The organism is Rhodococcoides kroppenstedtii (assembly GCF_900111805.1).
GTDB classification, from domain to species: domain Bacteria; phylum Actinomycetota; class Actinomycetes; order Mycobacteriales; family Mycobacteriaceae; genus Rhodococcoides; species Rhodococcoides kroppenstedtii.
The window spans coordinates 18,891-44,713 of the sequence record NZ_FOJN01000012.1 but is presented as its reverse complement, the minus strand read 5'-3'; the positions used below and the strand labels follow the sequence as shown (position 1 = coordinate 44,713).

Sequence of the window (25,823 nt, the reverse complement as noted above, 5' to 3'; positions counted from 1 at the left end):
CCGGCCTGCCCGGGGTGGTCGGCCGGCGGGACGGGCCGAAAGCGCGCGCGCAGGAACGTCGTCAGGACTAGGATCGGTCGGGACCAGTCCGTACCGCCCCGGCGGAATGGACCCCGTCGCCCCGCCCTGCTCGGCCGAGACCCCCGGAGACGCTCGTGGTGATGCCCGTCCATCTTCGGGACAGTGCCGTTCCCAAACACGAACAGCTGCGCGCCATTCTGCTGCATCGATGCACCAAGGAACTGCAGCCCGGCGACCTCATGCCCAGCGAGCGGCGGCTGATGGAGGACTACGGCGTCAGCCGCATCACGGTCCGCGAGGCGATCGGCCAGCTGGTCAACGAAGGCCATCTGGTGCGGGTGCGCGGCAAGGGGACGTTCGTCGCCAGCCGACCGGTGCAGTCGCGTCTGCACCTGGCGTCGTTCTCGGAGGAGATGCGAGCGCAGGGGCTCCGGCCCACCACGGTGGTGCTGTTCGCGCGACTCGAGGAACCGTCCGCGGCGACGGTCGCCGCGCTGGGGATCGACGACGGCCGAAAGGCGTACCACATCAAGCGGCTTCGCCTCGCCGACGGCGAGCCGGTCAGTGTCGACGACGGCTGGTACGACGCGTCGGTCCTGCCCGGGTTGATCGAGCACGATCTCAGCGCGTCGATCTACGACGCGGTCTCGGTGCACTACGACCGGACCATCGACCGCGCCGAGCAGACCGTCAGTGCCACCGCGGCGGACACCGAGATCGCGACGCTGCTGGGAACGAAGCGCGGTGCCCCCGTGCTGTACTTCGACCGCGTGTCCTTCCACGGCGATCAGCCGATCGAGCACTGCGAGAGCTGGTACCGCTGCGATCGGTACCAGCTGTCGATGGAGGTGCAGGGCCAGCGACGCCCGGGTCGGCGGCCCTGATCTGCCCGAATCCCGTTGTGCGGGATCAGATTTCGAACACGGTGTCGCCGGGGACGACGTCCCGACCGACGCGCGACGCGTCCACCGAGTCGGCCGCCGAGTCCATCAGCACCACCGGACACACGTCGTCGTACCCTGCGGCGACGACGGCGTCGGGGGAGTAGCGCACCACCACGTCGCCGGCGGCCACCGTGGCGCCCTCGGTGGCGACGAGCTCGAAGCCGTCGCCCTTCATCTGCACCGTGTCGATGCCGACGTGCACCAGGACGCCCTTCTTGTCGTCTGTGAGGACGACGAAGGCGTGGTGATGCAGCTTCAGCAGCCGGCCTTCGACCGGGGCCACGACGTCGACCCGGCCCGTCCGCGTCGACGGCCGGATCGCGACGCCGGAACCCACCATCTGCGCGGAGAAGACCGGGTCCGGCACGTCGGCGAGAGCGACGACCGTGCCGGCCAAGGGTGCCGCGACCGTCGTCACAGAATGTCCTCGATGTCCTCGGCGAGCGTGTCCGCTTCCGGACCGACGATGACCTGCACCGCGGTGCCCTTGGCGAAGACGCCGTGCGCCCCCGCGGATTTCAGCGTCGCTTCGTTCACGAGCGACCCGTCGCGCACCTCCGTGCGCAGCCGGGTGATGCACGCTTCGACCTCGACGATGTTGTCCGCGCCGCCGAGGCCGGCCACGATCTGCTCCGCCTTGCCCATGGTGGGTTCCTCTCGCTGTCGGTGTAGTCGCGGTCACAGAAGCCGGTTGACATCGACGTCCGACCTGGCCAAACTACAACTGGTTATGACCGGACAGTACCCGTGGGAGACGCCGGTCCACAACAGTCTTCGAGAAGAAGGTCCCCATGGCTGCCCCCATCGACGGTTCCACAGGAACGCCCGCGTCGGACGCGGATTCGACGGTCAAGAAGGAGTCCCGGTCGTTGGCCGGACTGCAGCGCTTCGGCCGGTCGCTGATGTTGCCCATCGCCGTGCTGCCCTCGGCCGGCATCCTGCTCCGCCTGGGGCAGCCCGACCTGCTCGGCCGGTTCGCACCGCTGGAGACGGCGGCGTCCGTCATCTCCGCGGCCGGTCAGTCGGTCTTCACCTGGCTGCCCCTCATCTTCGCCGTCGGCATCGCCATCGGGTGGGCACGGAAGGCCGACGGATCCACCGCTCTCGCCGCCGTCGTCGGCTACATGGTGATGAACGGCGTCTTCGAGGCGATGTCACCCGTGGTGCTCGCCGGTGAGGTGGACGCCAACGGCGATCCCGCGACCATCGACTACGGCGTCCTGGCCGGCATCGTCATCGGTCTGTTCTCCGCCGTTCTCTGGCAGCGCTTCTACCGGCAGAAGCTGCCGGACTACCTGGGGTTCTTCAGCGGTCGTCGGTTGGTTCCCATCTTCACCGCCGTGACGGGTCTGATCGTCGCGGTCCTCATGTCGTTCCTCTACCCGCTCTTCTACAGCGCCCTGAACTGGGTCGGCACCACCGTCGCGGATCACTCCGTGGTCGGCAGCGGCATATACGGCTTCGCGAACCGCATGCTCATCCCCACGGGCCTGCACCACATCCTGAACTCCGTCGTCTGGTTCCTCGTCGGTGACTACACGGACGCCAGCGGGCAGATCGTCCGCGGTGACCTCAACCGGTTCTTCGCCGGCGACCCGTCGGCCGGCGTCTTCATGACCGGCTTCTTTCCCATCATGATGTTCGCTCTTCCCGCGGCCGCGTTCGCGATCTACCGGAACGCCAAGCCCTCGCAGAAGAAGGTCGTGGGCGGCATCATGCTCTCCACCGGTCTCACCGCCTTCGTCACCGGCATCACCGAGCCGCTCGAGTACTCGTTCATGTTCGTCGCGTGGCCCCTCTACGTCGTGCATGCCGTACTCACCGGTACGTCGATGGCGCTGACCAACGCCCTCGGTATCCACGACGGGTTCTTCTTCTCCGCGGGCGGTATCGACTACCTGCTCAACTTCGGCATCGCCACCAAGGCCTGGATGCTGATTCCGATCGGGTTGGTCTACGCGGTGATCTACTACGTGCTCTTCAGCGTCGTGATCAAGAAGTGGAACCTCCGCACCCCCGGTCGGGAGGACGACGCGGTGCTCGACGACGCGTCCGGAAAGGCGTGACCGAGCGCCTCTTCCGCGGACGCGTCGTCACCGCCGACGCGGTGATCGACGACGGCGTGGTGATCACCCGCGGCGAGCGAATTGAGTGGGTGGGACCGGCGTCGGACCGGTTCGACAGTGGGATCGAGTCGGACCGGTCCGGCGGCGGGATCGAGTCGGACCGGTCCGACGGGGGGCCGGCGACGCCGCTCACCCTGCTGCCGGGCATGGTCGACGTGCACTGCCACGGCGGTGGCGGTGTCGGATTTCCCGATGCGACAGCGGATTCCGCGCCGACGGCGGTGCGCTTCCACCGTCGACGCGGAACGACGACGATGCTCGCCTCGCTCGTCTCCGCACCGGCGGACGTGCTCGTGCGTCAGACGTCCGCCCTGGCGACGCTGTGGCACTCCGGCGACATCGCCGGAGTGCACCTCGAGGGGCCCTTCCTCGCCGTGAGTCGCTGCGGCGCACAGGATCCGGCGTCGATCGTCCCCGTCGACGTCGAGATGCTGGACCGGGTTCTCACCGCCGGCCAGGGAGCCGTGCGGTCGATGACGTTCGCGCCCGAGACGGACGGCGTCGACCACCTGATCGACGTGCTGGCTCGTCACGACGTCCGAGGATCCCTCGGCCACACCGACACCGACGCGCGGACCGTCACCGACGTCGCCCGTCGCCTGACCGGACCGGTGTCCGCGACGCACCTCTTCAACGGCATGCCGCCGTTCCACCACCGCGCCCCCGGTCCCGTCGCGGCCTGCCTCGCGGCGGCCGCGCGCGGGGAGATGATGCTCGAACTGATTGGGGACGGCGTTCATCTCGACCCCGAGACGGTCCGCGCGGTGGTCGATCTGGTGGGACCGGACCGCGTCGCGTTCGTCTCCGACGCGATGGCCGCGGCGGGCGTCGCGGACGGGCCGTATCGGTTGGGCGCTCTCGACGTCACCGTCACCGACGGAGTGGCCCGGCTGACGACCGGCGGTGCCATCGCGGGAGGCACGTCGACGGTGCTCGACATCGTCCGTCGCGCCGTCGACGAGTCCGGCGTCGATCTGGTGTCCGCGGTGCGGATGGGGTCGGCGACGCCGGCGAGGTTCCTCGGCCTGGAGAACACGCTCGGTCGGCTCGAGGCGGGACTGCGCGCCGATCTGGTGATCACCGACGACCGCCTCGCGCCCATCGGTGTGGTGCGAGCAGGAGAGGACGTGGACTGAGTGGAGATCGTCATTCGTGACGACGCGGCGGCCGTGCATGCACTGGCGGCCGACATCGTCGAGCGGTGCGTGCGTGCGGGCGACCATCCCGGCGGCCCGGTGCTCGGCCTCGCGACGGGGTCGACCCCGTTGGGGGTGTACCGCGAGCTCGGTCGGCGTCACCGGGAGGAGGGCCTGTCCTTCGCGCGGGCGCGGGCGTTTCTGCTGGACGAGTACGTCGGGCTGCCGACGGCGCACCCCCAGTCCTACCGCTCGGTGATCCGCGACGAGTTCGCGGCGCTGGTCGACATCGACCCCACCGCGATCGAAGGCCCCGACGGCGAGGCCGAGGACGTCCCCGCCGAATCGGCGCGGTACGACCGGGCGATCGCCGACGCCGGCGGCATCGACGTGCAGTTGCTCGGTATCGGCACCGACGGGCACATCGGGTTCAACGAGCCCGGGTCGTCGCTGGTGTCCCGCACGCGGGTGAAGACCCTGACCGAGCAGACCCGTCGGGACAATGCTCGATTCTTCGACTCCGCCGAGGACGTGCCGCACCACGTGATGACGCAAGGGCTCGGAACCATCGGCGAGGCCCGGCATCTGGTGCTCCTGGCGCTCGGCGACGGCAAGGCCGACGCGGTGGCCGCCGCCGTGGAGGGACCGGTCTCGGCCTTCTGCCCGGCCTCGGTGATCCAACTGCACCCGCGGGTCACGGTGGTGATCGACGAGGCCGCCGCGGCGGGGCTGCAGTTGGCCGACTACTACCGCTACGCCGCAGCGCACAAGCCGTCGTGGCAGGGCTGGTGAGCCGTCAGCGCCGCGAGAACTCCGACGCCCGCTGGATCTGCTCCGGCCGCAGGGTCACGCCGGTGTAGAGCGTGAACTGCGACGCGGCCTGCAGCGCGATGACCTCCGCGCCGGTGATCACCGGCGTGCCGGCCGCCCGTGCGGCCCGGATCAGGGGCGTCTCGCTGGGCATCGCCACAACGTCCATCACCGCCGTCGCCGCGGCGACGGCCTCGGACCCGAAGGGCAGGGCGTCGGCGTCGGGACCCCCGGCCATCCCGACCGGCGTGACGTTCACCAGGAACGACCCGGGCGCGGGATCGGGAACGGGCTGCCACCGGTACCCGTAGGCGTCGGCCAGCGCCGAGCCCGTGCGCTCGTTGCGCGCGGCCACGATCCCGTCGGTGTACCCGCTGTCGCGAAGGGCGGCGACGACGGCTTTCGCCATTCCGCCGCTCCCGGTGACGGTCACCGGCCTGGCCCGGTCCACGTTCGCCGCGCCGACCAGGTCGGCCACCGCCGAGTAGTCGGTGTTGTGGGCGTGCAGGACTCCGTCCTCGTTGACGATGGTGTTCACGGAGTCGATGGCGGACGCCGACCGGTGCATGACGTCGACGTGGTCGATGCACGCCTCCTTGAACGGCATGGACACGCCGCAGCCGCGGATCCCGAGCGCGCGGATCCCCGCGATGGCGGCCGGCAGATCGTCGGTGGTGAACGCCTTGTAGACGTAGTCGAGATCGAGCTCGTCGTAGAGGTAGTTGTGGAACCGGGTACCGATGTTGCTCGGGCGACCGGACAGGGACATGCAGAGCCGAGTGTCCTTGGTGAGCATCCGCGACATGGTCGGCAACCCTAACGCTCAGGGGCACCCCTCCGACACCGCCGCCATCGCGTCCCGATCCGCCGCCGTGACGGGCAGCCCGTAGGACACCGCCGCCGTCAGGTACCGCCCCACGTAGAAGCAGTGGTACGCGGGATCGGGCGGCAGCCAGTCCGCCGGCGTCTTGTCGCTCTTGGCCTGGTTCTCCGCTCCGGACACGGCCATGAGGTTGACGTCGAGATCGTTCGCGAAGCGGATCCTGGTCTCGAGCGGCCACGCGGCCGCGCCCATGTCCCACGCCGCCGCGAGCGGGTAGACGTGGTCGATCTGCACCTCGTTCGCGTTCTGCTTGGTGAAGGGCAGCACCTCCCCGCTGTAGGGATCGGCCAGCGTGCCCGCGACCACCACGCAGTCGTTGGTGCCCGGGCGGAACTGCACGTCCGTCAGCGAGAGCGCCAGGACGTTGTCCCGAGTGCCGCACCCGTCGTGACCGCCGGGGCCGTCGTGATCGTCGGTCCACGCCGGCCCGAACACGCACCCGTCGCCCTGCTTGCAACTGCGTTGGTACCCCGGCACGTCCGGGCGCTCGGGCACCACCGCGACGCGGGCCAACAGGTCGTCGAGCGCGGACGCGGGCGGACTGCCGGGCGCCGGCTCCACCGGCGCGATCAGCGAGCACCCCGCCAGAACGGACACGAGTACCGCGAGTACCGCCACCGCTGCGAACGACGGGCCGGAGAACGGGCGGCGGGGCGGCGTGAACACGGTGCGCAGTATGCCCGCCGCCACCGACAGGCTCGTCGGTCGCGGTGTGGCCGGTGCCGGTGTCGGACCTCGGTGCTTTCATGGACTCGTGCTCCACGGACTCTGGACCCCCGGCTCGGGGCTGCTGCTGTGGCAGGACGTTTCGGGCTCACCAGAAAACGGCACCGACGGGGACGGCACCGACGGGGGTGAGGGGCACGAGGATCTGCCCCCGTTCCTCGCCCGCGTCATGGCGCGCCGCCTGCGCCACACCGCCTCGGTGACCATGCCGCCGGACGGCGGCGCGGCGGATCGGGTGGAGTCGATGCCGGCGGCCGCCCTCGCTCCGATGGAAGCGGCCGATCTGCTGCGCCGGGTACCGCTCGTGCATCCCGCGCTGTCCGGCGACCTGCGGTATCTGGCCGCGGTCACCCGCGGCCTCGAACGGTGGACGCGTGCGGGTCGGGTGGTGCCGCACCAGGTGCGACTCGAGAACCGATGGTGGCTGCGCTGGCGGCTGCTCGGCGACGAGCACCAGCGGGGCTGGCGGGCCGAACTGCTCTCGGCCATGCCGCCGGTTCAACGAGCCGAAGGTGATCCTGCCGCGGTGCTCGACGATCTGATCGGCGAACTCACCGATCCGGTGGTGCGCCACGTCCTCGGCCGGCCGGACGCGGCGCATCCGCTGCTCGTGGCGCTCGTCGAGGAGGAGCCGTACGACGACGGGTCGACGCGATCCGAGCAGGCTCTCGACCGGTGGCGGGAGAGTCTGCAGGGCGAGGATGCCGCTCTGGTCCTGCGGCTCGTGGAACCGGACGATCTCGATCAGGACGCCGATCTCGACATCGGGGACGGTGCGTCCGCCCTGTGGCGGCTCGAGGTCCTCGTCCGGCCCGACGGTGAAGCGCCGCAACCGGTCTCGCTCCGGCCGGGCGCCGGTGTCGCCGACGCCACCCGGTTCCGCGGTGCGGTGCGGGCGCTGGCCGAGGCGGTGGGTGCCTACCCGCCGCTCGCGTCGGTCGTCACCGCGCCGGGCTCGCTGGATCTGCTGCTGCCCACCGAGAAGGTGCTGGATTTCGTCGTGTCCGGTGTTCGCGCCGTGCAGAGCGTCGGTGTCGACGTTCTGCTGCCGCGGGAATGGGCGCGCGTCGACACCTCGATGCGTCTGGCCATCGACGCCCCGCCGTCGCCCACCACGAAGGACTCGGCGGTGGGTCTCGACCGGTTGGTCGAGTACGACTGGCAGGTGGCCGTCGGCGACATGGTGTTGACGCCGCAGGAGATGTCCCGCCTCGCGTCGTCGAAGGCCGATCTGGTGCGGGTGCGCGGCAAGTGGGTGCACGCCGACGGCGCCGTGCTGGCTCGGGCCATCGACTACGTCGAGCGGCATCGTGCGCCGGGATCGGTGCCGCTGGCGTCGGCGCTCGGACAGCTCGCCGCCGCCGAACCGCCGCCGGCGCCGGTCACGGACGTCGCCGCGACCGGTTGGGTCGCCGCTCTGCTCGACGGTGATCGCCGTCCCGAGCCGGTCGTCGTCCCGCCGTCCGTGCGGGCGACGCTGCGGCCGTACCAGGAGCGGGGCGTGCAGTGGCTCGCGTTCATGAGTTCGCTCGGACTGGGGGCGATCCTCGCCGACGACATGGGGCTGGGGAAGACCGTGCAGATCCTGGTGCTGCTGGCCTCGGAACGCGAGGCCACGCCGCCGGAGGACCGTCGGCCGACGCTCGTGGTGGCCCCGATGTCGGTGGTGGGCAACTGGGCTCGCGAAGCGGCGACGTTCGTGCCGGACCTCGCCGTCCACGTCCACCACGGCGCGGGACGCGTCACCGGGGACGATCTGCAGGCGGTGATCGTCGCGTCCGACCTGGTGGTCACCACCTACGCGCTGCTCGCCCGCGACGTCGCCGCGTTGTCGGCGGCGCGGTGGCGGCGTGTGGTGCTCGACGAGGCGCAGCACGTCAAGAACAGCGGGACGGCTCAGGCGCGCGCGGCGCGCGCCGTTCCGGCCGAGCACCGCATCGCGCTGACCGGAACACCGGTGGAGAACCGGCTCGAGGAGTTGCGGTCGATCGTCGACTTCTGCAATCCGGGGTTGCTGGGCGGCGCGGCGGTGTTCCGGGCTCGGTTCGCGGTGCCGATCGAGCGCGAGGGCGATCAGCATGCCTTGGCTCGATTGCGTTCTCTCACCGCGCCGTTCGTGCTGCGGCGGGTGAAGACGGACAAGGCGGTCATCGCGGATCTGCCGGACAAGTTCGAGATGACCGTGCGCACCAACCTCACGGCCGAGCAGGCGAGTCTCTACCAGGCCGTGGTGGACGAGACGATGCGCCAGATCGACGAGGCGGAGGGCATGGAACGCAAGGGTGCCGTCCTGGCGGCGCTGACCCGGCTCAAGCAGGTGTGCAACCACCCGGCGCATTTCCTGGCGGACGGGTCGACGGTGCTGCGACGGGGCCGGCATCGATCCGGGAAGGTGGCACTGGTCGAGGACATTCTCGATTCCGTACTCGGCGACGGGGAGAAGGCGTTGGTGTTCACGCAGTTCGCCGCCTTCGGCCGGATGGTTGCGCCGTACCTGGCGGAGCGGTTCGACGTCGAGGTGCCGTTCCTGCACGGCGGGGTGAGCAAGCGCGGCCGGGACGAGATGGTCGCACGGTTCCAGTCGAGCGACGGGCCGCCGATCCTGCTGGCCACCGTGAAGGCGGGCGGCACCGGGCTGACGCTCACGGCGGCGAACCACGTCGTCCACCTCGATCGGTGGTGGAACCCGGCCGTGGAGAACCAGGCCACCGACCGGGCGTTCCGCATCGGTCAACGCCGAGACGTCCAGGTGCGCAAGCTCGTCTGCGTCGGCACGCTCGAGGAGCGGATCGACGAGATCCTCACGAACAAGGCCGGACTCGCCGATCTGGCCGTGGGCGCCGGGGAGAACTGGCTCACCGAGATGTCGACCGGGGAGCTCCGGTCCCTGCTGTCCCTGTCGGACGAGGCGGTGGGCGAGTGATGGCGTGGCCGGACGGGTACGGGCCGCGGCGGAAGGTGAAGGACGGGGTGCGGGCGACCACCGCGCGCGGCAAGTTCGGATCCACGTGGTGGGGGCGACGATTCGTCGAGACCATGGAAGGGTTGGCCGAGGACGGCCGACTCGCTCGCGGCCGGACGTACGCGCGGGACGGACAGGTGATCTCGCTCGCGGTCCTGCCCGGCCGCATCGAGGGCGACGTCCAGGGCAGTCAGGTCGAGCCCTTCTCGGCCACCGTCACCGTGGCCACCCTCGATCCGTTCGACACCGACGAGGTCGTCGAGACCGTGCGCCGGTCGCCGGGCATGCTGACGGCGCTCGCCTCGGGTGCGTTGCCGCAGGAATTGGGCCGGTGGCTGCTCCCGTCGAGCGCGTCCGACCTGCGCTACGACTGCTCGTGTCCGGATCACGGCTCGCCCTGCAAGCATGCGGCGGCGCTGACCTACCTGACCGCGGAGCGGATCGATGCCGATCCGACACGGCTGCTGGTGCTGCGGGGGCTGTCGGTCGACGCCCTGGTCGGTGACACCGAGGACGACGGCGTGTCCCTCGTCGATCCGACGGATCACTTCGGGGACGCCACCGTGTTGCCCGCCCTGCCGGAGGTGCCGTTCGTGGCGGCACCCGACGACCTCGAGGACGGCCACTTGCTCACCGCACTGCGGACCGCCGAGGTGGGAGGGGCTGCGGTGGGGGAGGCGGCGGTGCGTGCCGGCGCCGAGGAGCTGCGGGGCCTGTACCGGCGTCTGGGCGGATTCCGGTAGAGGCGTAGACATACGTGGACGTCCAACCATAGGATGACCCGTATCTACGACGAAGGTGGTTCCATGGCTCTCGATCAGTCCCCGTCCGACGCCGCACCCCGCGAATTGACGCATTTCGTCGGCGGCAAGCACGTCCCCGGCCGCTCGGGGCGATTCGCCGACGTCTTCGACCCGAACACCGGTGCGGTGCAGGCCCGCGTTCCTCTGGCGTCGGTCGACGAGGTGTCGGAGGCTATCGCTGATTCCGAAGCGGCGCAGCGTGACTGGGCGCTGCAGAATCCGCAGAAGCGTGCCCGCGTCCTCATGCGGTTCCTCGCGTTGGTGCAGGCCGAGATGGACTCGCTGGCGCATCTGTTGTCCTCCGAGCACGGCAAGACGGTGGCGGACGCCAAGGGCGACATCCAGCGCGGCCTCGAGGTCGTCGAGTTCGCGACCGGCATTCCGCACCTGCTCAAGGGCGAGTTCACCGAGAGCGCCGGAACCGGCATCGACGTGTACTCGATGCGTCAGCCGCTCGGCGTGGTCGCCGGAATCACGCCCTTCAACTTCCCCGCGATGATCCCCCTCTGGAAGGCCGCGCCCGCCATCGCGTGCGGCAACGCCTTCGTGCTCAAGCCGTCCGAGCGTGACCCGTCGGTGCCGCTGCGTCTGGCCGAGCTGTTCCTCGAGGCCGGCGGCCCGCCCGGAATCTTCCAGGTCGTCAACGGCGACAAGGAGGCGGTCGACGCGCTGCTGACGGACGAGCGCATTCGTGCCGTCGGCTTCGTCGGGTCCACCCCGATCGCGCAGTACATCTACGAGACCGCCGCGGCCCACGGCAAGCGGGCCCAGTGCTTCGGCGGAGCCAAGAACCACGCCATCGTGATGCCCGACGCGGATCTGGACGAGGTGGCGGACGCCCTCATCGGCGCCGGCTACGGCAGCGCGGGCGAGCGCTGCATGGCCATCTCGGTCGCCGTGCCCGTCGGTGAGGAGACGGCGGAGGCGTTGCGCGCCAAGCTCGTCGAGCGCGTCGAGAAGCTCAGCGTCGGACGCAGCGACGACGCCGCCAGCGACTTCGGGCCGCTGGTGTCGGCCGACGCTGTCGAGCGCGTGAACAGCTACGTCGGGATCGGTGTCGAGGAAGGCGCCGACCTCGTGGTCGACGGTCGGGGCTTCTCGCTGGCCGGTCACGAGGACGGGTTCTTCACCGGCGCAACCCTCTTCGACCACGTGACGCCGGAGATGCGCATCTACCGCGAGGAGATCTTCGGACCGGTCCTGCAGATCGTGCGGGCGGCGGACTACGAGGAGGCGTTGCGCTTGCCGTCGGCTCACGAGTACGGCAACGGCGTCGCCATCTTCACTCGCGACGGCGACACCGCCCGCGACTTCACGGCGCGGGTGAACGTCGGCATGGTCGGCGTCAACGTGCCGATCCCGGTGCCGATCGCGTACCACACGTTCGGCGGGTGGAAGCGGTCCGGTTTCGGCGACCTCAATCAGCACGGGCCGGATTCGGTGCGCTTCTACACCAAGACCAAGACGGTGACGCAGCGGTGGCCGAGCGGTCGCAAGGAAGCCGTCACGCAGAACCACTTCGTCATCCCGACGATGGACTGAGCGAGTGACCTCGGATCTGTTCGCGCTCGACGAGGACGAGCGCGCGATCGCCGACACCGCCGCGGAGTTCGCCGCGGAGTTCCTCGCCCCGCACGCGGTGGAGTGGGACCGGGAGAAGCACTTCCCGGTCGACGTCCTCCGCAAGGCGGCGGCGCTCGGCATGGGTGGGATCTACGTCGCCGAGGACGTCGGCGGCTCGGGTCTGCGCCGTGTCGACGCCGTCCGCATCTTCGAGAAGTTGGCCGGTGGGGACCCGTCGGTCGCGGCCTACCTGTCCATCCACAACATGGTCGCCTGGATGATCGACACGTACGGCAACGACGAGCAGCGCCGCCGGTGGTTGCCGTCCCTGTGTGCGATGGACGAGCTCGGCAGCTACTGCCTGACCGAACCCGGGGCCGGCTCGGACGCGGCGGCCCTCACCACCAAGGCCGTCCGTGACGGTGACGACTGGCTGCTGACCGGGGTCAAGCAGTTCATCTCCGGGGCCGGGACGTCGGGCGTCTACGTCGTCATGGCCCGGACCGGTGGCCCCGGGCCGTCGGGCATCTCGGCGTTCGTCGTCGAGAAGGACAGGGCGGGACTGTCGTTCGGCCCCAACGAGATCAAGATGGGGTGGAACGCCCAACCGACCCGGCAGGTGATTCTCGACGGCGTTCGCGTTCCGGCCGATCACCTCCTGGGCGGCGAGGGCAACGGGTTCCGCATCGCGATGAACGGACTCAACGGCGGCCGCATCAACATCGCGGCGTGCTCGCTCGGCGGTGCCGCCGCGGCGTTCGACACGGCGGTGCGGTATCTCGCCGATCGCCGTGCGTTCGGTGCCCGTCTGCTCGACGCCCAGGCCCTGCAGTTCCGGCTCGCCGACATGCGGACCGACCTCGAGGCCGCCCGCGTCCTGCTGCTGCGGGCCGCGGCCGCCCTCGACGCCGATGCCCCGGACAAGGTTTCCCTCTGCGCGATGGCGAAGAAGTTCACCACGGACACCGGATTCGCCGTCGCCAACGACGCGCTGCAGTTGCTCGGCGGCTACGGCTATCTCAGCGAGTACGGACTCGAGAAGATCGTGCGCGATCTCCGAGTGCACCAGATCCTGGAAGGAACCAACGAAGTGATGCGACTCGTCATCGCGCGGTCCGTGGTGGGCGCCGCATGACCGACACCGGCACCGCCGAACCGGAGGTCCTCCTCGGCGTCGATCGGGGCGTCGCGACGATCACCCTGAACCGGCCGCGCGCGATCAACGCGCTCAGTCACGCGATGGTGCGCACCATCGACGCCGCCCTGATCGACTGGGCGGCGGACCCGGCGGTGCGCGTCGTGCTGATCACCGGCAACGGCGAGCGCGGGCTGTGCGCGGGCGGCGACATCGTCGCCATCCACGACGACGCCAAGGCCAAGGCGGGCGAGAATTGGCCCACCGGCTCGGCGACGGCGCAGTTCTGGCGCGACGAGTACACGATGAACGCCCGCATCCATCGCTACCCCAAGCCGGTCGTCGCCGTCATGGCGGGCGCGGTGATGGGCGGCGGTGTCGGCATCTCGGCGCACGCATCGGTGCGCGTGGTCACCGACACCGCCAAGGTAGCGATGCCGGAGGTCGGCATCGGTTTCGTTCCCGACGTGGGCGGCACCTACCTGCTGGCGCGCACGCCGGGCGAACTCGGGACGCACCTCGCCCTCACCACGGCGCGGATGTCGGCCGGCGACGCCATCGCCGCCGGATTCGCCGACCACTACGTGCCGACGGCCGACCTCGACGCCTTCGTGGAGGCCCTGCACACGGGGACAGTCGACACCGCGCTCTCCCTCGCCTCCCCGGCGCCCGACTCTCCGCTCGCGGACCGGCGATCGTGGATCGACGAGGCCTACGCCGGCGACGACGCCGCCGAGATCGTCGCCCGACTCCGACGTTCCGGGGTCGACGAGGCCGTCGCCGCGGCGGACGCCATCGAGTCGAAATCGCCCACCTCCGTCGTCGTCACGCTGCGGTCGCTGCGCCGCGCTGCCGCCGCGTCGTCCCTCGACGAGGTGCTCGACGAGGAATACCGCGTGTCGATCGCCTCGCTCGACTCGCCCGATCTGGTCGAAGGCATCCGGGCGCAGGTCGTCGACAAGGACCGCTCGCCGTCGTGGCGGCCGGCGACACTCGGCGAGGTGACCGCCGCGGACGTCGACCGCTTCTTCGCCCCGCTCGGGGACGCCGAACTCGGCCTCGCCACCCGAACCGAACCCCTCTCCTCAGAAAGTTCCCGCGCATGAGCACTGTCGCCTTCCTCGGCCTCGGCCACATGGGTGGACCCATGGCCGCCAACCTCGTGGCCGCCGGTCACGACGTCCGAGGCTTCGATCCGGTCCCCGCGTCACAGGACGCCGCCCGCGCGAACGGAGTCACGGTCGTCGCCTCCGCCGCCCTGGCGGTGGCCGGAGCGTCCGTCGTCGTCACGATGCTGCCGAGCGGCCGCCACGTCCTGGACTGCTACGCCGAGATCGTGCCGGCGGCCGAGCCGGACACGCTGTTCGTGGACTCGTCCACCATCGACGTTGCCGACGCCCGCGCCGCCGCCGAGACCGCCACCGGGGCCGGACATCGCGCCGTCGACGCCCCCGTGTCCGGCGGGGTCGGTGGTGCCACCGCCGGCACGCTCACCTTCATGGTCGGCGGGCCCGACGCGGACGTCGCCGCGGCCACGCCGTACCTCGAGATCATGGGCCGCAAGGTGGTTCACTGCGGTCAGGGCGGCAACGGTCAGGCGGCGAAGCTCTGCAACAACATGATCCTGGGCATCTCCATGGTCGCGGTGAGCGAGGCGTTCGTGCTGGGCGAGAAGCTCGGGCTGACCAACCAGGCGCTGTTCGACGTGGCCTCCACCGCGTCCGGCCAGTGCTGGGCGCTGACCACCAATTGTCCGGTGCCGGGCCCGGTTCCGACGTCACCGGCCAACAACGACTACACGCCCGGCTTCGCCGCCGCCCTCATGCGGAAGGACCTGGGCCTGGCCGCGGATGCGGTGCGCGCCACGGGAGTCCCGGCGCGTATGGGCCTGCTCGCCGCCGAGCTGTACGAGGACTACGCCCGCGAGCACGGAGGCACCGACTTCTCCGGCATCGTCCAGGACATCCGCGAGCGATCGGGTGAGACGGCGTGAGCACGGAACCGGGGGCATCGGGGACCGACCGCCACGAGACCATCGAGACCTCGGTGACGGGTCGGGTCGCCGTGATCCGACTGCACCGGCCGAAGGCGCTGAACGCGTTGAACTCCACCCTCATGCACGAGGTGGTCGCTGCGGCGGAGCGATTCGACGCCGACCCGGAGATCGGGTGCATCGTGCTTCTCGGGTCCGAGCGGGCGTTCGCCGCCGGCGCGGATATCAAGGAGATGCAATCGAAGACGTACGCCGACGTCCACGGCGGCGACCTCTTCACCGAGTGGGACCGGTTCGCCGCGGTGCGGACGCCCACCCTCGCCGCGGTCGCCGGATACGCCCTCGGCGGCGGCTGCGAGGTGGCCATGATGTGCGACGTCCTGCTCGCGGCGGACACGGCGCAGTTCGGTCAGCCGGAGATCACGCTCGGCACCATCCCCGGCATCGGGGGCTCGCAACGGCTCACGCGGGCAGTCGGTAAGGCCAAGGCCATGGAGATGTGTCTGACGGGTCGTCGGATGGGCGCCGAGGAGGCCGAGCGTGCCGGGCTCGTCTCCCGCATCGTCCCGGCGGCCGACCTCGAGACCGAGGCGATGACGACGGCGCAGACCATCGCGTCGCAGTCGTTGCCGGTGGCGATGCTCGCCAAGGAAGCAGTGAATCGGGCGTTCGAGTCCACCCTCGCCGAGGGAGTTCGTTTCGAGCGCCGCGTCTTCCACGCTACGTTCGCGACGGAGGATCGGGCCGAGGGCATGTCGGCGTTCGTGGAGAAGCGCACGCCGAATTTCCGCCACCGCTGAGCGCCCGGCTGGTGACCGAGGCCCCGCGTCGGTCACCAGCCGGAGTCGTCCTCGTCGTCGAAATCGCCGGCCCGACGGCGGACGCCGGCGAGAATCGCGACCAGGGAGTCGAGTTCGCGGCCGGCCACGCCGGGGTCTCCGAACACACGGTCGTTCAATTGCTCGGTGGCGGAGACGGCCAATCGTCGTCCGCTGTCGGTGATCTCGACCAGGGTCGTCCGTCGGTCGGTGGGGTGGGGGACTCGGGTGACCAGGCCGGCCTTTTCGAGTCGGTCGACGGCATTGGTCACCGACGTCGGGTGAACCTGCAGGCGCGCACTGGCTTTCGCCATGGGGAGTGCCCCGGTGCGGGTGAAGGTGAGCAGGGTCAGCAGTTCGTAGCGGGCGAACGTGAGTCCGGTGGGTTTGAGCACCTCGTCGACGCGGGCCATCATGATCTGCTGCACCCGCATGATCGACGTCACCGCTGCCATGCCGTCCGCGGCGTCGGTCCATCCGTGCCGAACCCATTGCCGATGGGCCTCGGCGATCGGGTCGAGCGGGAGCTTCGGTGCGGAGGGCATGGGTCGATCCTTCCACGACGATGCCCCGTGGTCAGTGTGATGCGTGTGAACCGCCTTGATTCACAGCAGTCACATCAGCATCATGCGACACTTCGGTATCAATGAGGTCTCGGCAGCCGTGATGCGGCGCGGCGCGTGGTGAACTCGTACCGAGCAGTCCGCGTCGTCGGCTCGACGCCGCGCACGTGGACTCCGTACCGGCCCGACCCGCATCCAGGAGAGACCATGCGTACATCCCGACGACTCCGGCGCACCGTCGCCGGCCTCGCCCTCGCGTGCGCCGGAGCGCTCGCCGTCCCCGCGGTGGCCACCGCCGCGCCGACCGTGCCGTCGGTCCCCGAGTCGAACCCCCTGCTCGACGCCATCGCGTTGCTCGAGGGCACCGGATCCGGTGACGGCACCGGATCGGCCGAGGGCACCGACCCCACCGACCCCACCGACACCGCCCTGGACGCCGCCCGCGCCGTCCTGGGCGCCGCACCCACCGTCGACGTAGCGGAGCCGAACGGCAACCCTCTCGCCCTCGTGGACGCCGCGAACGGCCTGCTCCAGGGCTTCGGGCTCACGCCGTTCCTCTACCCGACCGCGGCGTTGAACTGTTCGGCGCTCCCCGGCGTGCCGTTCGGCGTCGTGCCGGCGGTCGCGGGTGCGGCTCCCGGCCCCTATACGCCGAAGGTCCCCGGCGTCGGCGCTCTGCCCACCCTGCCCAATGTCGACACCAGCATCGCCGACCCCGGCGAGACGCTCTACGCCTTCGTGCCCGCCCCCGGCGGCATCGTGAACGACGCCGCGAACAAGTCCGGCATGCAGGTCGCGTGGTTCAACGTCAACACGCTGAAGGGCGGCTTCGCCGACATGGGCGGGCTCACCGACGTCATCTCCGCCGAGGTCATCGACGGCCTGCCCCCGTTGCTCCAGGGTCCGGCCCGTGACCTGGTGCAGCGCAACCTCGGTGCCTTCCCCAGCGCCGGCGTGCGCCTCGCGCCCGTGGCCACCGGGTCCGGCACCGTGCTCGCCGCGGTCTTCGGCCAGGTGACGCACGACGGCAAGACCTGCGCATTCTTCCCCACGGTGGGCCTGACGCAGGTCCCCTGACCGCACTCGCCTCGAGCGAACGGGCCCCGGTGATCACGCCGGGGCCCGTTCTGCTGTGGTCTCCTCGCGGCCTACCCTCCGTGTCATGACAGCGGGTGAGGCAGCGGAGTGGACGGGGGAGTGGGCGGGACAGGGGATCGACGTCGCGGTCCACGACCCGGACGGGGACCCGGCCGCTCTGGTGATCCTCGCGCACGGCGCAGGCAGCGACAGGAACGCGCCGGTGCTCGTCGCCGTGGCGACGGCTCTGGCGGAGCGCGGCCTGCGGGTGGTGCGGATGACGCTGCCGTTCCGGCAGGAGCGTCCGAAGGGGCCGCCGAACCGCGCGGGCGCAGCCGCGGATCGCGCCGGCATCGCCGCCGTCGCCGCATGGGCGGTGGCGCGGGAACGCCGTCGTCCCCCGGTGATCGTCGGCGGTCACTCCTACGGTGGACGGCAGGCCTCGATGCTGGTGGCCGAGAACCCGGCCGTGGCCGACGGGCTCCTTCTGCTGAGCTATCCGCTGCACCCGCCTCGCAAGCCGGACGTGCTGCGGGTCGACCATTTCCCGGCGATCACGGTGCCGACGGTGTTCGTGCACGGCTGCAAGGACACGTTCGCGACGAGCGAGGTACTGGCCGGTGCGGTGCGCACGATTCCGGCCGCGGTTCACGTGGTCACGGTGGAGGGGGCGGGACACGATCTGGCCCCGACCCGCAAGCCCACGGCGGCCCTCACTGCAGACGCGGTGGAGAGGGAGTGGGTGCGACGAGACGGGTGAAAAGGAGTGCCCCCGGCAGGATTCGAACCTGCGGCCTTCCGCTCCGGAGGCGGACGCTCTATCCCCTGAGCTACGGGGGCGCACCGGAGAACCGGTGTGCCGATCGGGCTGTCACAGACTAGCGCATGCCGAACGTCAGATCGGCGCAGCCCCCTTCTCGGTCAGCATCTGGGTCATCAGCTGCGACTCCGACTGCTGCGTGTCGACCATCGTCTGCGCGAGCTGACGTACGACGGCGGAGCTCGCGTGCATCGCGCCGTACTCCATCATCGGCAGTCCACCCTGGTGGTGGCGCAGCATCAGCTGCAGGAACAGCACGTCCGCCGCCGGGCCGGTGGCGGCCCGCAGGTTCGTCATGTCCTGTGCCGTGGCCATGCCGGGCATCGCCGCGACGGTGCCGTCGCCGGACCCGGCGTTCGTGGACATGTCGGCCATCCCGTGACCGCCATGACCGGAGCCGTCGGACATCCACCCCATGTACCCCCCGGTCGGGAGCGGGGGAGCGTCCCACAGCGCGAGCCACCCCTGCATCTGGCCGACCTGGTTCTGCTGGGTGGTGAGGATGTCGTACGCGAGGTTGCGCACGAGCGGATCCGTGGCCGAACCCAGTGCGACCGTGGCCATCTCGATGGCCTGGTTGTGGTGCACCGTCATGTCCTGCGCGAAGCCGACGTCCACCGAGTCCAGCGCCGGGTGGGCCGGAGCGTCGTCGCGCAGCGGGAGCTGGGCGAGGAAGCCGACCGCGAACCCGACGAGCAGGAGCGCCACGACGCCGAGCGCGAGCAGCGGGCCGCGCTGACTACGTCGCGGTGCGGACTCGAGCCCCTCGGTCCGGGCGTCGGCAGCGTCCCCGCTCACGGCGTCGGAACGACGGGCTGGGCCGGATCGGCCGGCAGCTGCATCGGATCGGTCAGCTCGGTGCTGTCGGGCGTGATGCCCTCACCGGACATCGGCACGGCGTCCGCTCCCGGCGGCGTCGGGTCGAAGGGCGGCGGGTTGTCCGGGTCGAAGGTCTGCGGCGTGGTCGAGCAGCTGGCTCCGACCTCCGGGTACTGGAACCGGTTCAGGCGCAGCGCCGTGATGAACTGGTCGATGCGCGGATCGTCGACGCTGTCCAGCTTCAGCTGGTGGCCCCACGACTGCAGCGACACGGGCGAGTCCAGTCCGGGGTAGGCGGACATGAGCATGTACTGCTGGCCCTCGACCTTGGATGCGAGCGTGGCGATCTGATCCTCGGACAGCGCGTCGGGGTCGTACGCGATCCACACGGCACCGTGCTCGAGGGAGTGCACGGCGTTCTCGGTGCGCAGACCGTCCGGGTACACGGTGCCCATGCAGTTGGCCCAGATCTGATCGTGCGGTCCGCCGAACGGAGGCGACTGGTCGTACGCCACGCGCTGCGTCCCGGTGACGTGGAGCGCAGCCGGGTACTGCTGGATCTGCACGCCCTCGATGGCCGTCGACGGGTCCTGGTTGGACTCGCTGGGCGCGAAGCGCTGCGCCTCGGCCCGATCCTGGTACTTCGGGATCAGGTTGATCGCCAGGGCCGCGATGAGGCCGATCACGACCACGGCGGCACCGATGGTCAGCCACGGCACGTTACGACCGCGGGCGCCACCGCTCCGGGCGGGGACACCGCCCTTGGTCTTGCTCTTCTTGCCGGCCGCCTTGATGGCCTTGGCCGATTTCGATCCGGACTTGTCGGAACCGCTGGGCATCGTCGGTGTGCTCTTTCGGTCGTGGGTCATGTCGCCGCGGACGCTCGTCGTCGGGCAGCCGAGGCGCGGCCGACGGAGTCGGCGGGGCGTGTCGAGGCTGCCGGCGCGGGCGGCGAGGCATCCCTACTGTACGGAGCGAGTCTGAGACTGCGCTGATGGCTGCATGCCCCCGACCGGGCGGCGGGACCGACCACGGTTCGGGGCGTGTGCGTCCTGGCCATATGATAGGGCCTCGTGACTCCCGCCGACCTCGCCGAACTGTTGCGTGCCACCGCTGCGACCGTCCTGACCGAGCGCGGCCTCGACGCCGCGGTGTTGCCGGCCGCCGTGACGGTGGACCGGCCGCGCAATCCCGAGCACGGCGACTACGCGACCAACGTCGCCATGCAGGTCGCCAAGAAGGCCGGTGTCGCACCGCGTGACCTCGCGACCTGGCTCGCCGAGGCGCTCGCCGGGCAATCCGCCGTCGACGAGGTCGACGTGGCCGGGCCCGGCTTCCTCAACATTCGCCTGGCCAAGTCGGCGCAGGGCGCCATCGTCGAGAGGGTGCTGACCGAGGGCGAGGCCTATGGACGATCGGACTCGCTCGCCGGCACGTCGATCAACCTGGAGTTCGTCTCGGCCAACCCCACCGGACCCGTGCACCTGGGCGGGACGCGGTGGGCCGCCGTCGGTGACGCGCTCGGGCGCATCCTCACCTCGCGCGGCGCCGCGGTGACGCGCGAGTACTACTTCAACGATCACGGCGCGCAGATCGATCGGTTCGCCCGCTCGCTCGTCGCAGCGGCGCAGGGCCTCCCGGCTCCCGAGGACGGCTACGCCGGCGAGTACATCGCCGAGATCGCCGCGCACGTGCTCGAGAAGCGGCCGGATGCGCTGGATCTGCCCGAGGACGAGCGTCAGGAAGCGTTCCGGTCGATCGGCGTGGACGCGATGTTCACCAAGATCAAGGCCGACCTGCACGAGTTCGGAACCGATTTCGACGTGTACTTCCACGAGAACTCGCTGTTCGAGTCCGGTGCCGTGGAGCGGGCCGTGGAGACCCTGAAGACGTCCGGCAACCTCTACGAGAAGGACGGGGCCTGGTGGCTCCGGAGCACCGAGTACGGAGACGACAAGGACCGCGTCGTGGTCAAGAGCGACGGCAACGCGGCCTACATCGCCGGTGACATCGCCTACTTCCAGGACAAGCGCGCCCGCGGCTTCGACCTGTGCATCTACATGCTCGGTGCCGATCACCACGGATACATCGGTCGGCTCAAGGCCGCGGCCGCGGCCTTCGGCGACGATCCCGCGACCGTCGAGGTCCTCATCGGGCAGATGGTGAACCTCGTCCGCGACGGCGTCGCCGTGAAGATGAGCAAGCGCGCCGGCACCGTCATCAGCCTCGACGACCTGGTGGAGGCCATCGGCATCGACGCCGCGCGGTACGTGATGGTCCGTAGCTCGGTCGATCAGTCCATCGACATCGACCTCGCCCTGTGGGCGAGCAAGAGCAACGACAACCCCGTCTACTACGTGCAGTACGCGCACGCGCGGCTGTGCTCGCTCGCGCGCGGTGCGGCAGAGCTGGGCGTCTCGGCGGAGTCACCGGACTTCTCCCTGCTGGTGCACGAGAACGAGGGTGACCTGATCCGCACTCTCGGCGACTTCCCGCGCGTCGTCGAGAGCGCCGCGAGTCTGCGTGAGCCGCACCGCATCGCTCGCTACCTGGAGGACCTGGCCGGCGCGTACCACCGCTTCTACGGCGCCTGCCGCGTCCTTCCCCGAGGGGACGAGGAAGCAGAGCCGGTCCACACCGCTCGGCTCGCGCTCGGCAACGCCACGAGGCGGGTCCTGGCCAACGGCCTCGACCTGCTGGGCGTCTCCGCTCCGGAGAAGATGTGAGCGCGCATCCTGCCGGCCCGCGGCATGCCGCGTCGCCCGGTCCCGCGATGCCCGATCGTCCGACGGCCGCCGCCGAGGTGACCGATCTCGACCCGACCGTGTTCCCGCGCAACGCCCGTCGGCGAGAGGACGGTGTGGTCACCCTCGCCGGGGTGCCGGTCACCGACCTCGCTCGGGAGTTCGGCACACCGCTCTTCGTGATCGACGAGGACGACTTCCGGTCGCGCTGCCGCGAGATGGCGGCCGCCTTCGGGGCGCCGGCCCGAGTTCACTACGCCTCCAAGGCTTTCCTGTGCGGTGAGATCGCGCGCTGGGTCGCCGACGAGGGCCTGTCGCTCGACGTCTGCTCCGGCGGCGAGCTGGCCGTGGCCTTGAACGCGGGCTTCCCGGCGAACCGGATCGCCATGCACGGCAACAACAAGTCCCGCGAGGAGCTGGCCGCCGGTGTGCGCGCCGGCGTCGAGCACGTGGTCCTGGATTCCATGGCGGAGATCGGTCGACTCGACGAGATCGCCGCGGCCGCGAACACGGTGCAGGACGTGTTGATTCGCATCACCGTGGGCGTCGAGGCGCACACGCACGAGTTCATCGCCACCGCGCACGAGGACCAGAAGTTCGGCTTCTCGCTGTCCGACGGCAGTGCGATGCAGGCGGTTCGTCGAGTGTTCGACGCCGCGAATCTCCGTCTGGTGGGCCTGCATTCGCACATCGGGTCGCAGATCTTCGAGGTCGACGGCTTCGAGCTCGCGGCCCACCGGGTCATCGGGCTGCTCGGGCAGATCCGCGCCGAGTTCGGGGTGGAGAAGACCTCGCAGATCGACGTCGTCGATCTCGGCGGCGGCATGGGAATCCGGTACCTGCCGGGGGACAACCCGCCCCCCGTGGACGATCTGGCCGCCAAGCTGACCGAGATCGTGCGGTCGGAGTCGGCGGCGATCGGCATCGAACCGCCGACGCTCGCCGTGGAGCCCGGTCGCGCCATCGCCGGCCCCGGCACCGTGACGCTGTACGAGGTGGGCACGGTCAAGGACGTCACCGTCGAGCCCGGCCGCACGCGCCGCTACATCAGCGTCGACGGCGGTATGAGCGACAACATCCGGACCTCGCTCTACCAGGCGGAGTACGTGGGTCGCCTCGTCTCGCGCGAGTCCGACGGCGATCCGGTCCTGGCTCGCATCGTCGGAAAGCATTGCGAGAGCGGCGACATCGTCATTCGCGATACGTGGCAGCCGAACGACCTGGACGACGGCGACCTGTTCGCCGTGGCCGCGACGGGCGCGTACTGCTATTCGATGTCGTCCCGCTACAACCTCTTGCCCCGACCGGCCGTCGTCGCCGTGCGCGGGGGCGAAGCCCGAACGGTGCTCCGCCGTGAAACGTTCGACGACCTGCTCAGCTTGGAGGTAGACCGGTGACCGCTCAGACCGTCCGCGACGAGGATCGTCCGGCCGCGTTCGTCAGCCCCGTCGACAAGCCGCTCGGCGTCGCGGTGCTCGGGATGGGCAACGTCGGCAGCGAAGTCGTGCGCATCCTGCAGGACCACGCCGCCGATCTGGCCGCGCGGGTCGGGGCGCCGTTGGTGCTGCGCGGGGTCGCGGTGCGCGACCTGTCGAAGGACCGCGGTATCGACGCCGACCTGCTCACCACCGACGTGCACGGTCTCGTCGCGCGGGACGACGTCGATCTGGTGGTCGAGGTGCTCGGCGGTATCGAGCCCGCACGGGAGCTGATCCTGTCGGCGCTGAACGCCGGCAAGTCGGTCGTCACCGCCAACAAGGCCCTGCTGGCCGAGTACACCGGGGAGTTGGCGGCGTCCGCCGAGCGGCACCGTGCGGACCTCTACTTCGAGGCCGCCGTCGCGGGAGCCATTCCCGTGGTGCGTCCGCTCATGCAGTCCCTCGCCGGTGACCGGGTCGATCGCGTGATCGGCATCGTCAACGGCACCACCAACTTCATCCTGTCCGCCATGGACGAGACCGGCGCGGACTACGCGGAGACGCTCGCCGAGGCGGGCCGTCTCGGGTACGCCGAGGCCGACCCGACCGCGGACGTCGAGGGCTACGACGCCGCCGCGAAGGCCGCCATCCTGGCGTCGCTGGCTTTTCACACCCGGGTGACGTCGGCCGACGTGCACCGCGAAGGCATCTCGTCGATCACGGCCGACGATCTGGCCACGGCCAAGGCGTTCGACTGCACCGTCAAGCTGCTCGCCCTCTGCGAGCGGGTGGTGGAGGACGGGACCGAACGCATCTCGGTTCGGGTCTACCCGGCGCTGCTGCCGCTGTCGCATCCCCTCGCCCGCGTGTCCGGCGCGTTCAACGCCGTCGTGGTGGAGGCCGAGGCCGCCGGGCAGCTCATGTTCTACGGCCAGGGCGCCGGCGGCGGCCCCACCGCGTCGGCGGTCATGGGCGACCTGGTGATGGCCGCGCGCAACAAGTTCTTCGGCGGACGCGGCCCGGGCGAGTCGACGTACGCCGAGCTCCCCATCGCGCCGATGGGCGACACCCCCACCCGGTACCACGTCAACATGCAGGTGGCCGACCGCACGGGCGTCCTGTCCGCCGTCGCCGCGGAGTTCGCCAAGAACGACGTCAGCATCTCGACGGTGCGCCAGGAAGGGGCAGCCGACGGCGCTCGCCTGGTCGTCGTGACCCACCGGGCGAAGGAGTCCGCGCTCGCCGCCACCGTCGCGGCCCTGTCGAACCTCGACATCGTCGTCGCCGTGACCAGTGTGCTGCGGCTCGAGGGAACGTCGGAGTGATGGCGCCGTGACCGCCGCGCTGATCACGGGTACGACCGTGCGCGCCGTCGTGCCGGCGTCCAGCGCCAATCTCGGACCGGGCTTCGACACCCTAGGATTGGCCCTCGGGTTGTACGACGAGATCACCGTCACCGCGGTGCGGTCGGGGCTCGCGGTGCGGGTCGACGGCGAGGGTGCGAGCGAGGTCCCCTGGGGGCCTTCGCATCTGGTGGTCCGCGCCATCGAACGCGGCCTCGAAGCGGCGGGAGTCTGGGCGAACGGCCTGGAGGTCGTGTGCCACAACAGGATTCCGCACTCCCGTGGACTCGGCTCGTCGGCCTCCGCGGCCGTGGGTGGTCTCTCGGCGGCCAACGCTCTCGTCGCGGCGGTCGATCCGTCGCTGACCCTCGCCCCCGACACGCTCGTGCAGTTGGCGTCCGAGTTCGAAGGTCATCCGGACAACGCGTCGGCGAGCGTCCTCGGCGGCGCCGTCGTCTCGTGGAGTCGCGAGGTCGGCCCGCCCGAGGGGCCGCGGCACTTCGCTGCCGTCCGCCTGGACGTCCATCCCGATCTCGGAGCGACCGTGCTGATCCCGGGGGAGAAGTCGTCCACGGCTCACACCCGCGGACTGTTGCCGGACCTCGTGCCCCATCGCGACGCCGCGTTCACCGCCAGTCGGTCCGCGTTGGCCGTGGTCGCGCTCACCTCTCGGCCGGACCTGCTGCACCTCGCCACCGAGGACCGTCTCCACCAGCCCTATCGCGCCGAGGCCCTGCCGACCACCACCCGCTGGGTTCGCACGCTCCGGGACCACGGACACGCCGCGACCGTCTCCGGCGCCGGACCCACGGTGCTCGTTCTCGGCACGGAGTCGCTGTCGGCGGACCTGCGCACGCAGGCGGAGGACGACGGCATGACCGTGCTCGAACTGGACATCGCCGACGCCGTTGAATCGTCGCTCGTCGTCGACTGACCGCGCGACAGTGCGACGCGCCGACCGGGGCGTTGTTGCTCGTGTCGTGCGTGTTGGCTATTGTGGGGCTCGTCCGTACATCGTGCGCAGTCGCGCCGACTTCTGGTCTCTCCACGGTCGCACCCCCGCTCCTCGGTCCCTCGGTCCGTCACCTCGGATTCCGATCGAGCCGCCGGAGTCCGCCG

24 protein-coding genes and 1 tRNA gene are annotated in these 25,823 nt (G+C 70.5%); 17 read left to right on the top strand and 8 right to left on the bottom strand.

Translation table 11 applies throughout. The annotated features are described in order from the left end of the window. Positions 1-158: 158 nt before the first annotated feature. Positions 159-905 (top strand): GntR family transcriptional regulator, encoded by a 747-nt coding sequence (locus BMZ18_RS14070; RefSeq protein ID WP_068145652.1) that lies wholly within the window; start codon positions 159-161, stop codon positions 903-905. 25 nt (positions 906-930) lie between these two features. Here the strand turns inward: BMZ18_RS14070 and BMZ18_RS14065 are convergent, their stop codons facing one another. Both BMZ18_RS14065 and BMZ18_RS14060 read right to left on the bottom strand, forming a co-directional pair. Continuing rightward, positions 931-1,383 carry a PTS sugar transporter subunit IIA gene (locus BMZ18_RS14065; RefSeq protein ID WP_068365575.1) on the bottom strand — a complete coding sequence of 151 codons (453 nt, stop codon included), beginning with the start codon at positions 1,381-1,383 and terminating at the stop codon, positions 931-933. Continuing rightward, a complete protein-coding gene (locus BMZ18_RS14060; RefSeq protein ID WP_068365574.1) occupies positions 1,380-1,610 on the bottom strand; it encodes a PTS sugar transporter subunit IIB in 231 nt (76 codons plus the stop codon). Before BMZ18_RS14060 ends, BMZ18_RS14065 begins: the two co-directional genes overlap by 4 nt. Before the next feature lie 257 nt (positions 1,611-1,867). Here BMZ18_RS14060 and BMZ18_RS14055 point away from each other — a divergent pair, with 257 nt between their 5' ends. Genes BMZ18_RS14055 through nagB form a run of 3 tightly spaced genes read left to right on the top strand, consistent with a single transcriptional unit; the run spans position 1,868 to position 5,019 of the window. Further along, positions 1,868-3,031 (top strand): PTS transporter subunit EIIC, encoded by a 1,164-nt coding sequence (locus tag BMZ18_RS14055; RefSeq protein WP_082895184.1) that lies wholly within the window; start codon positions 1,868-1,870, stop codon positions 3,029-3,031. Continuing rightward, a complete protein-coding gene (locus tag BMZ18_RS14050) occupies positions 3,028-4,227 on the top strand; it encodes an N-acetylglucosamine-6-phosphate deacetylase (protein WP_068365572.1) in 1,200 nt (399 codons plus the stop codon). The genes BMZ18_RS14055 and BMZ18_RS14050 overlap by 4 nt, the downstream gene beginning before the upstream one ends. After that, the gene (gene nagB / locus BMZ18_RS14045; RefSeq protein WP_068365571.1) at positions 4,228-5,019 is read left to right on the top strand and encodes a glucosamine-6-phosphate deaminase; all 792 of its coding nucleotides are present in this window, start codon (positions 4,228-4,230) and stop codon (positions 5,017-5,019) included. Between the two features lie 4 nt (positions 5,020-5,023). Here nagB and BMZ18_RS14040 read toward each other — a convergent pair whose 3' ends face one another. Both BMZ18_RS14040 and BMZ18_RS14035 read right to left on the bottom strand, forming a co-directional pair. Next, positions 5,024-5,842 (bottom strand): shikimate 5-dehydrogenase, encoded by an 819-nt coding sequence (locus BMZ18_RS14040; protein ID WP_068365570.1) that lies wholly within the window; start codon positions 5,840-5,842, stop codon positions 5,024-5,026. Between the two features lie 18 nt (positions 5,843-5,860). Continuing rightward, positions 5,861-6,538, bottom strand: a complete 678-nt coding sequence (locus BMZ18_RS14035) for an HNH endonuclease family protein (protein WP_068365582.1) — start codon at positions 6,536-6,538, stop codon at positions 5,861-5,863. A 136-nt stretch (positions 6,539-6,674) separates the two neighbouring features. On the opposite strand from BMZ18_RS14035, the gene BMZ18_RS14030 reads away from it, so the two are divergent. The 7 genes from BMZ18_RS14030 (at position 6,675) to BMZ18_RS14000 (ending at position 15,902) form a co-directional block, all read left to right on the top strand. Next, on the top strand, positions 6,675-9,569 hold the full coding sequence (locus BMZ18_RS14030) for a DEAD/DEAH box helicase (RefSeq protein WP_068365569.1): 2,895 nt from the start codon (positions 6,675-6,677) through the stop codon (positions 9,567-9,569). Further along, positions 9,569-10,351: an SWIM zinc finger family protein gene (locus tag BMZ18_RS14025; RefSeq protein WP_068365568.1), complete on the top strand. Its 783-nt coding sequence runs from the start codon at positions 9,569-9,571 to the stop codon at positions 10,349-10,351. Before BMZ18_RS14030 ends, BMZ18_RS14025 begins: the two co-directional genes overlap by 1 nt. 63 nt (positions 10,352-10,414) lie before the next feature. Further along, positions 10,415-11,953: a CoA-acylating methylmalonate-semialdehyde dehydrogenase gene (locus BMZ18_RS14020; RefSeq protein WP_068365581.1), complete on the top strand. Its 1,539-nt coding sequence runs from the start codon at positions 10,415-10,417 to the stop codon at positions 11,951-11,953. Positions 11,954-11,969: 16 nt separating this feature from the next. After that, on the top strand, positions 11,970-13,109 hold the full coding sequence (locus BMZ18_RS14015; protein WP_068365580.1) for an acyl-CoA dehydrogenase family protein: 1,140 nt from the start codon (positions 11,970-11,972) through the stop codon (positions 13,107-13,109). Continuing rightward, positions 13,106-14,215, top strand: coding sequence for an enoyl-CoA hydratase/isomerase family protein (locus tag BMZ18_RS14010; RefSeq protein ID WP_068365567.1), 1,110 nt, complete (start codon positions 13,106-13,108; stop codon positions 14,213-14,215). Before BMZ18_RS14015 ends, BMZ18_RS14010 begins: the two co-directional genes overlap by 4 nt. After that, entirely contained in the window at positions 14,212-15,102 is an 891-nt protein-coding gene (gene mmsB, locus BMZ18_RS14005; protein ID WP_068365566.1) for a 3-hydroxyisobutyrate dehydrogenase, read from the top strand. The genes BMZ18_RS14010 and mmsB overlap by 4 nt, the downstream gene beginning before the upstream one ends. Further along, on the top strand, positions 15,099-15,902 hold the full coding sequence (locus BMZ18_RS14000) for an enoyl-CoA hydratase (RefSeq protein WP_068365565.1): 804 nt from the start codon (positions 15,099-15,101) through the stop codon (positions 15,900-15,902). Before mmsB ends, BMZ18_RS14000 begins: the two co-directional genes overlap by 4 nt. 32 nt (positions 15,903-15,934) lie before the next feature. Here BMZ18_RS14000 and BMZ18_RS13995 read toward each other — a convergent pair whose 3' ends face one another. After that, the gene (locus BMZ18_RS13995; protein WP_068099871.1) at positions 15,935-16,465 is read right to left on the bottom strand and encodes a MarR family winged helix-turn-helix transcriptional regulator; all 531 of its coding nucleotides are present in this window, start codon (positions 16,463-16,465) and stop codon (positions 15,935-15,937) included. Between the two features lie 225 nt (positions 16,466-16,690). On the opposite strand from BMZ18_RS13995, the gene BMZ18_RS13990 reads away from it, so the two are divergent. Both BMZ18_RS13990 and BMZ18_RS13985 read left to right on the top strand, forming a co-directional pair. Continuing rightward, the gene (locus tag BMZ18_RS13990; protein ID WP_068365564.1) at positions 16,691-17,560 is read left to right on the top strand and encodes a hypothetical protein; all 870 of its coding nucleotides are present in this window, start codon (positions 16,691-16,693) and stop codon (positions 17,558-17,560) included. An 85-nt stretch (positions 17,561-17,645) separates the two neighbouring features. After that, positions 17,646-18,320 (top strand): alpha/beta hydrolase family protein, encoded by a 675-nt coding sequence (locus tag BMZ18_RS13985; RefSeq protein ID WP_139203977.1) that lies wholly within the window; start codon positions 17,646-17,648, stop codon positions 18,318-18,320. A 7-nt stretch (positions 18,321-18,327) separates the two neighbouring features. On the opposite strand, the gene BMZ18_RS13980 is transcribed toward BMZ18_RS13985, so the two are convergent. From BMZ18_RS13980 to BMZ18_RS13970, 3 genes are all read right to left on the bottom strand, one after another. After that, a tRNA-Arg gene (locus BMZ18_RS13980) sits at positions 18,328-18,400 on the bottom strand. Between the two features lie 55 nt (positions 18,401-18,455). Further along, on the bottom strand, positions 18,456-19,178 hold the full coding sequence (locus BMZ18_RS13975; RefSeq protein ID WP_068365563.1) for a DUF305 domain-containing protein: 723 nt from the start codon (positions 19,176-19,178) through the stop codon (positions 18,456-18,458). Continuing rightward, on the bottom strand, positions 19,175-20,038 hold the full coding sequence (locus BMZ18_RS13970) for a thioredoxin-like domain-containing protein (RefSeq protein WP_068105150.1): 864 nt from the start codon (positions 20,036-20,038) through the stop codon (positions 19,175-19,177). Before BMZ18_RS13970 ends, BMZ18_RS13975 begins: the two co-directional genes overlap by 4 nt. A gap of 234 nt (positions 20,039-20,272) precedes the next feature. On the opposite strand from BMZ18_RS13970, the gene argS reads away from it, so the two are divergent. The 4 genes from argS to thrB are packed head-to-tail and all read left to right on the top strand — an operon-like array spanning position 20,273 to position 25,638. Continuing rightward, entirely contained in the window at positions 20,273-21,925 is a 1,653-nt protein-coding gene (gene argS, locus BMZ18_RS13965; RefSeq protein WP_068365562.1) for an arginine--tRNA ligase, read from the top strand. After that, a complete protein-coding gene (lysA, locus tag BMZ18_RS13960; RefSeq protein WP_068099876.1) occupies positions 21,922-23,340 on the top strand; it encodes a diaminopimelate decarboxylase in 1,419 nt (472 codons plus the stop codon). Before argS ends, lysA begins: the two co-directional genes overlap by 4 nt. After that, positions 23,337-24,686: a homoserine dehydrogenase gene (locus BMZ18_RS13955; protein WP_074922258.1), complete on the top strand. Its 1,350-nt coding sequence runs from the start codon at positions 23,337-23,339 to the stop codon at positions 24,684-24,686. Before lysA ends, BMZ18_RS13955 begins: the two co-directional genes overlap by 4 nt. A gap of 7 nt (positions 24,687-24,693) precedes the next feature. After that, positions 24,694-25,638, top strand: a complete 945-nt coding sequence (gene thrB / locus BMZ18_RS13950; protein ID WP_068365561.1) for a homoserine kinase — start codon at positions 24,694-24,696, stop codon at positions 25,636-25,638. Positions 25,639-25,823: the final 185 nt, after the last annotated feature.

What these genes read in the sequence shown, in the direction of transcription:
- BMZ18_RS14060 (WP_068365574.1), bottom strand. Translation starts at nt 1,610, where the DNA reads ATGGGCAAGGCGGAGCAGATCGTGGCCGGCCTCGGCGGCGCGGACAAC.
- BMZ18_RS14055 (WP_082895184.1), top strand. Translation starts at nt 1,868, where the DNA reads ATGTTGCCCATCGCCGTGCTGCCCTCGGCCGGCATCCTGCTCCGCCTG.
- BMZ18_RS14040 (WP_068365570.1), bottom strand. Translation starts at nt 5,842, where the DNA reads ATGTCGCGGATGCTCACCAAGGACACTCGGCTCTGCATGTCCCTGTCC.
- BMZ18_RS14025 (WP_068365568.1), top strand. Translation starts at nt 9,569, where the DNA reads ATGGCGTGGCCGGACGGGTACGGGCCGCGGCGGAAGGTGAAGGACGGG.
- BMZ18_RS14020 (WP_068365581.1), top strand. Translation starts at nt 10,415, where the DNA reads ATGGCTCTCGATCAGTCCCCGTCCGACGCCGCACCCCGCGAATTGACG.
- BMZ18_RS14010 (WP_068365567.1), top strand. Translation starts at nt 13,106, where the DNA reads ATGACCGACACCGGCACCGCCGAACCGGAGGTCCTCCTCGGCGTCGAT.
- mmsB (WP_068365566.1), top strand. Translation starts at nt 14,212, where the DNA reads ATGAGCACTGTCGCCTTCCTCGGCCTCGGCCACATGGGTGGACCCATG.
- BMZ18_RS13995 (WP_068099871.1), bottom strand. Translation starts at nt 16,465, where the DNA reads ATGCCCTCCGCACCGAAGCTCCCGCTCGACCCGATCGCCGAGGCCCAT.
- BMZ18_RS13990 (WP_068365564.1), top strand. Translation starts at nt 16,691, where the DNA reads ATGCGTACATCCCGACGACTCCGGCGCACCGTCGCCGGCCTCGCCCTC.
- BMZ18_RS13985 (WP_139203977.1), top strand. Translation starts at nt 17,646, where the DNA reads ATGACAGCGGGTGAGGCAGCGGAGTGGACGGGGGAGTGGGCGGGACAG.
- BMZ18_RS13970 (WP_068105150.1), bottom strand. Translation starts at nt 20,038, where the DNA reads ATGCCCAGCGGTTCCGACAAGTCCGGATCGAAATCGGCCAAGGCCATC.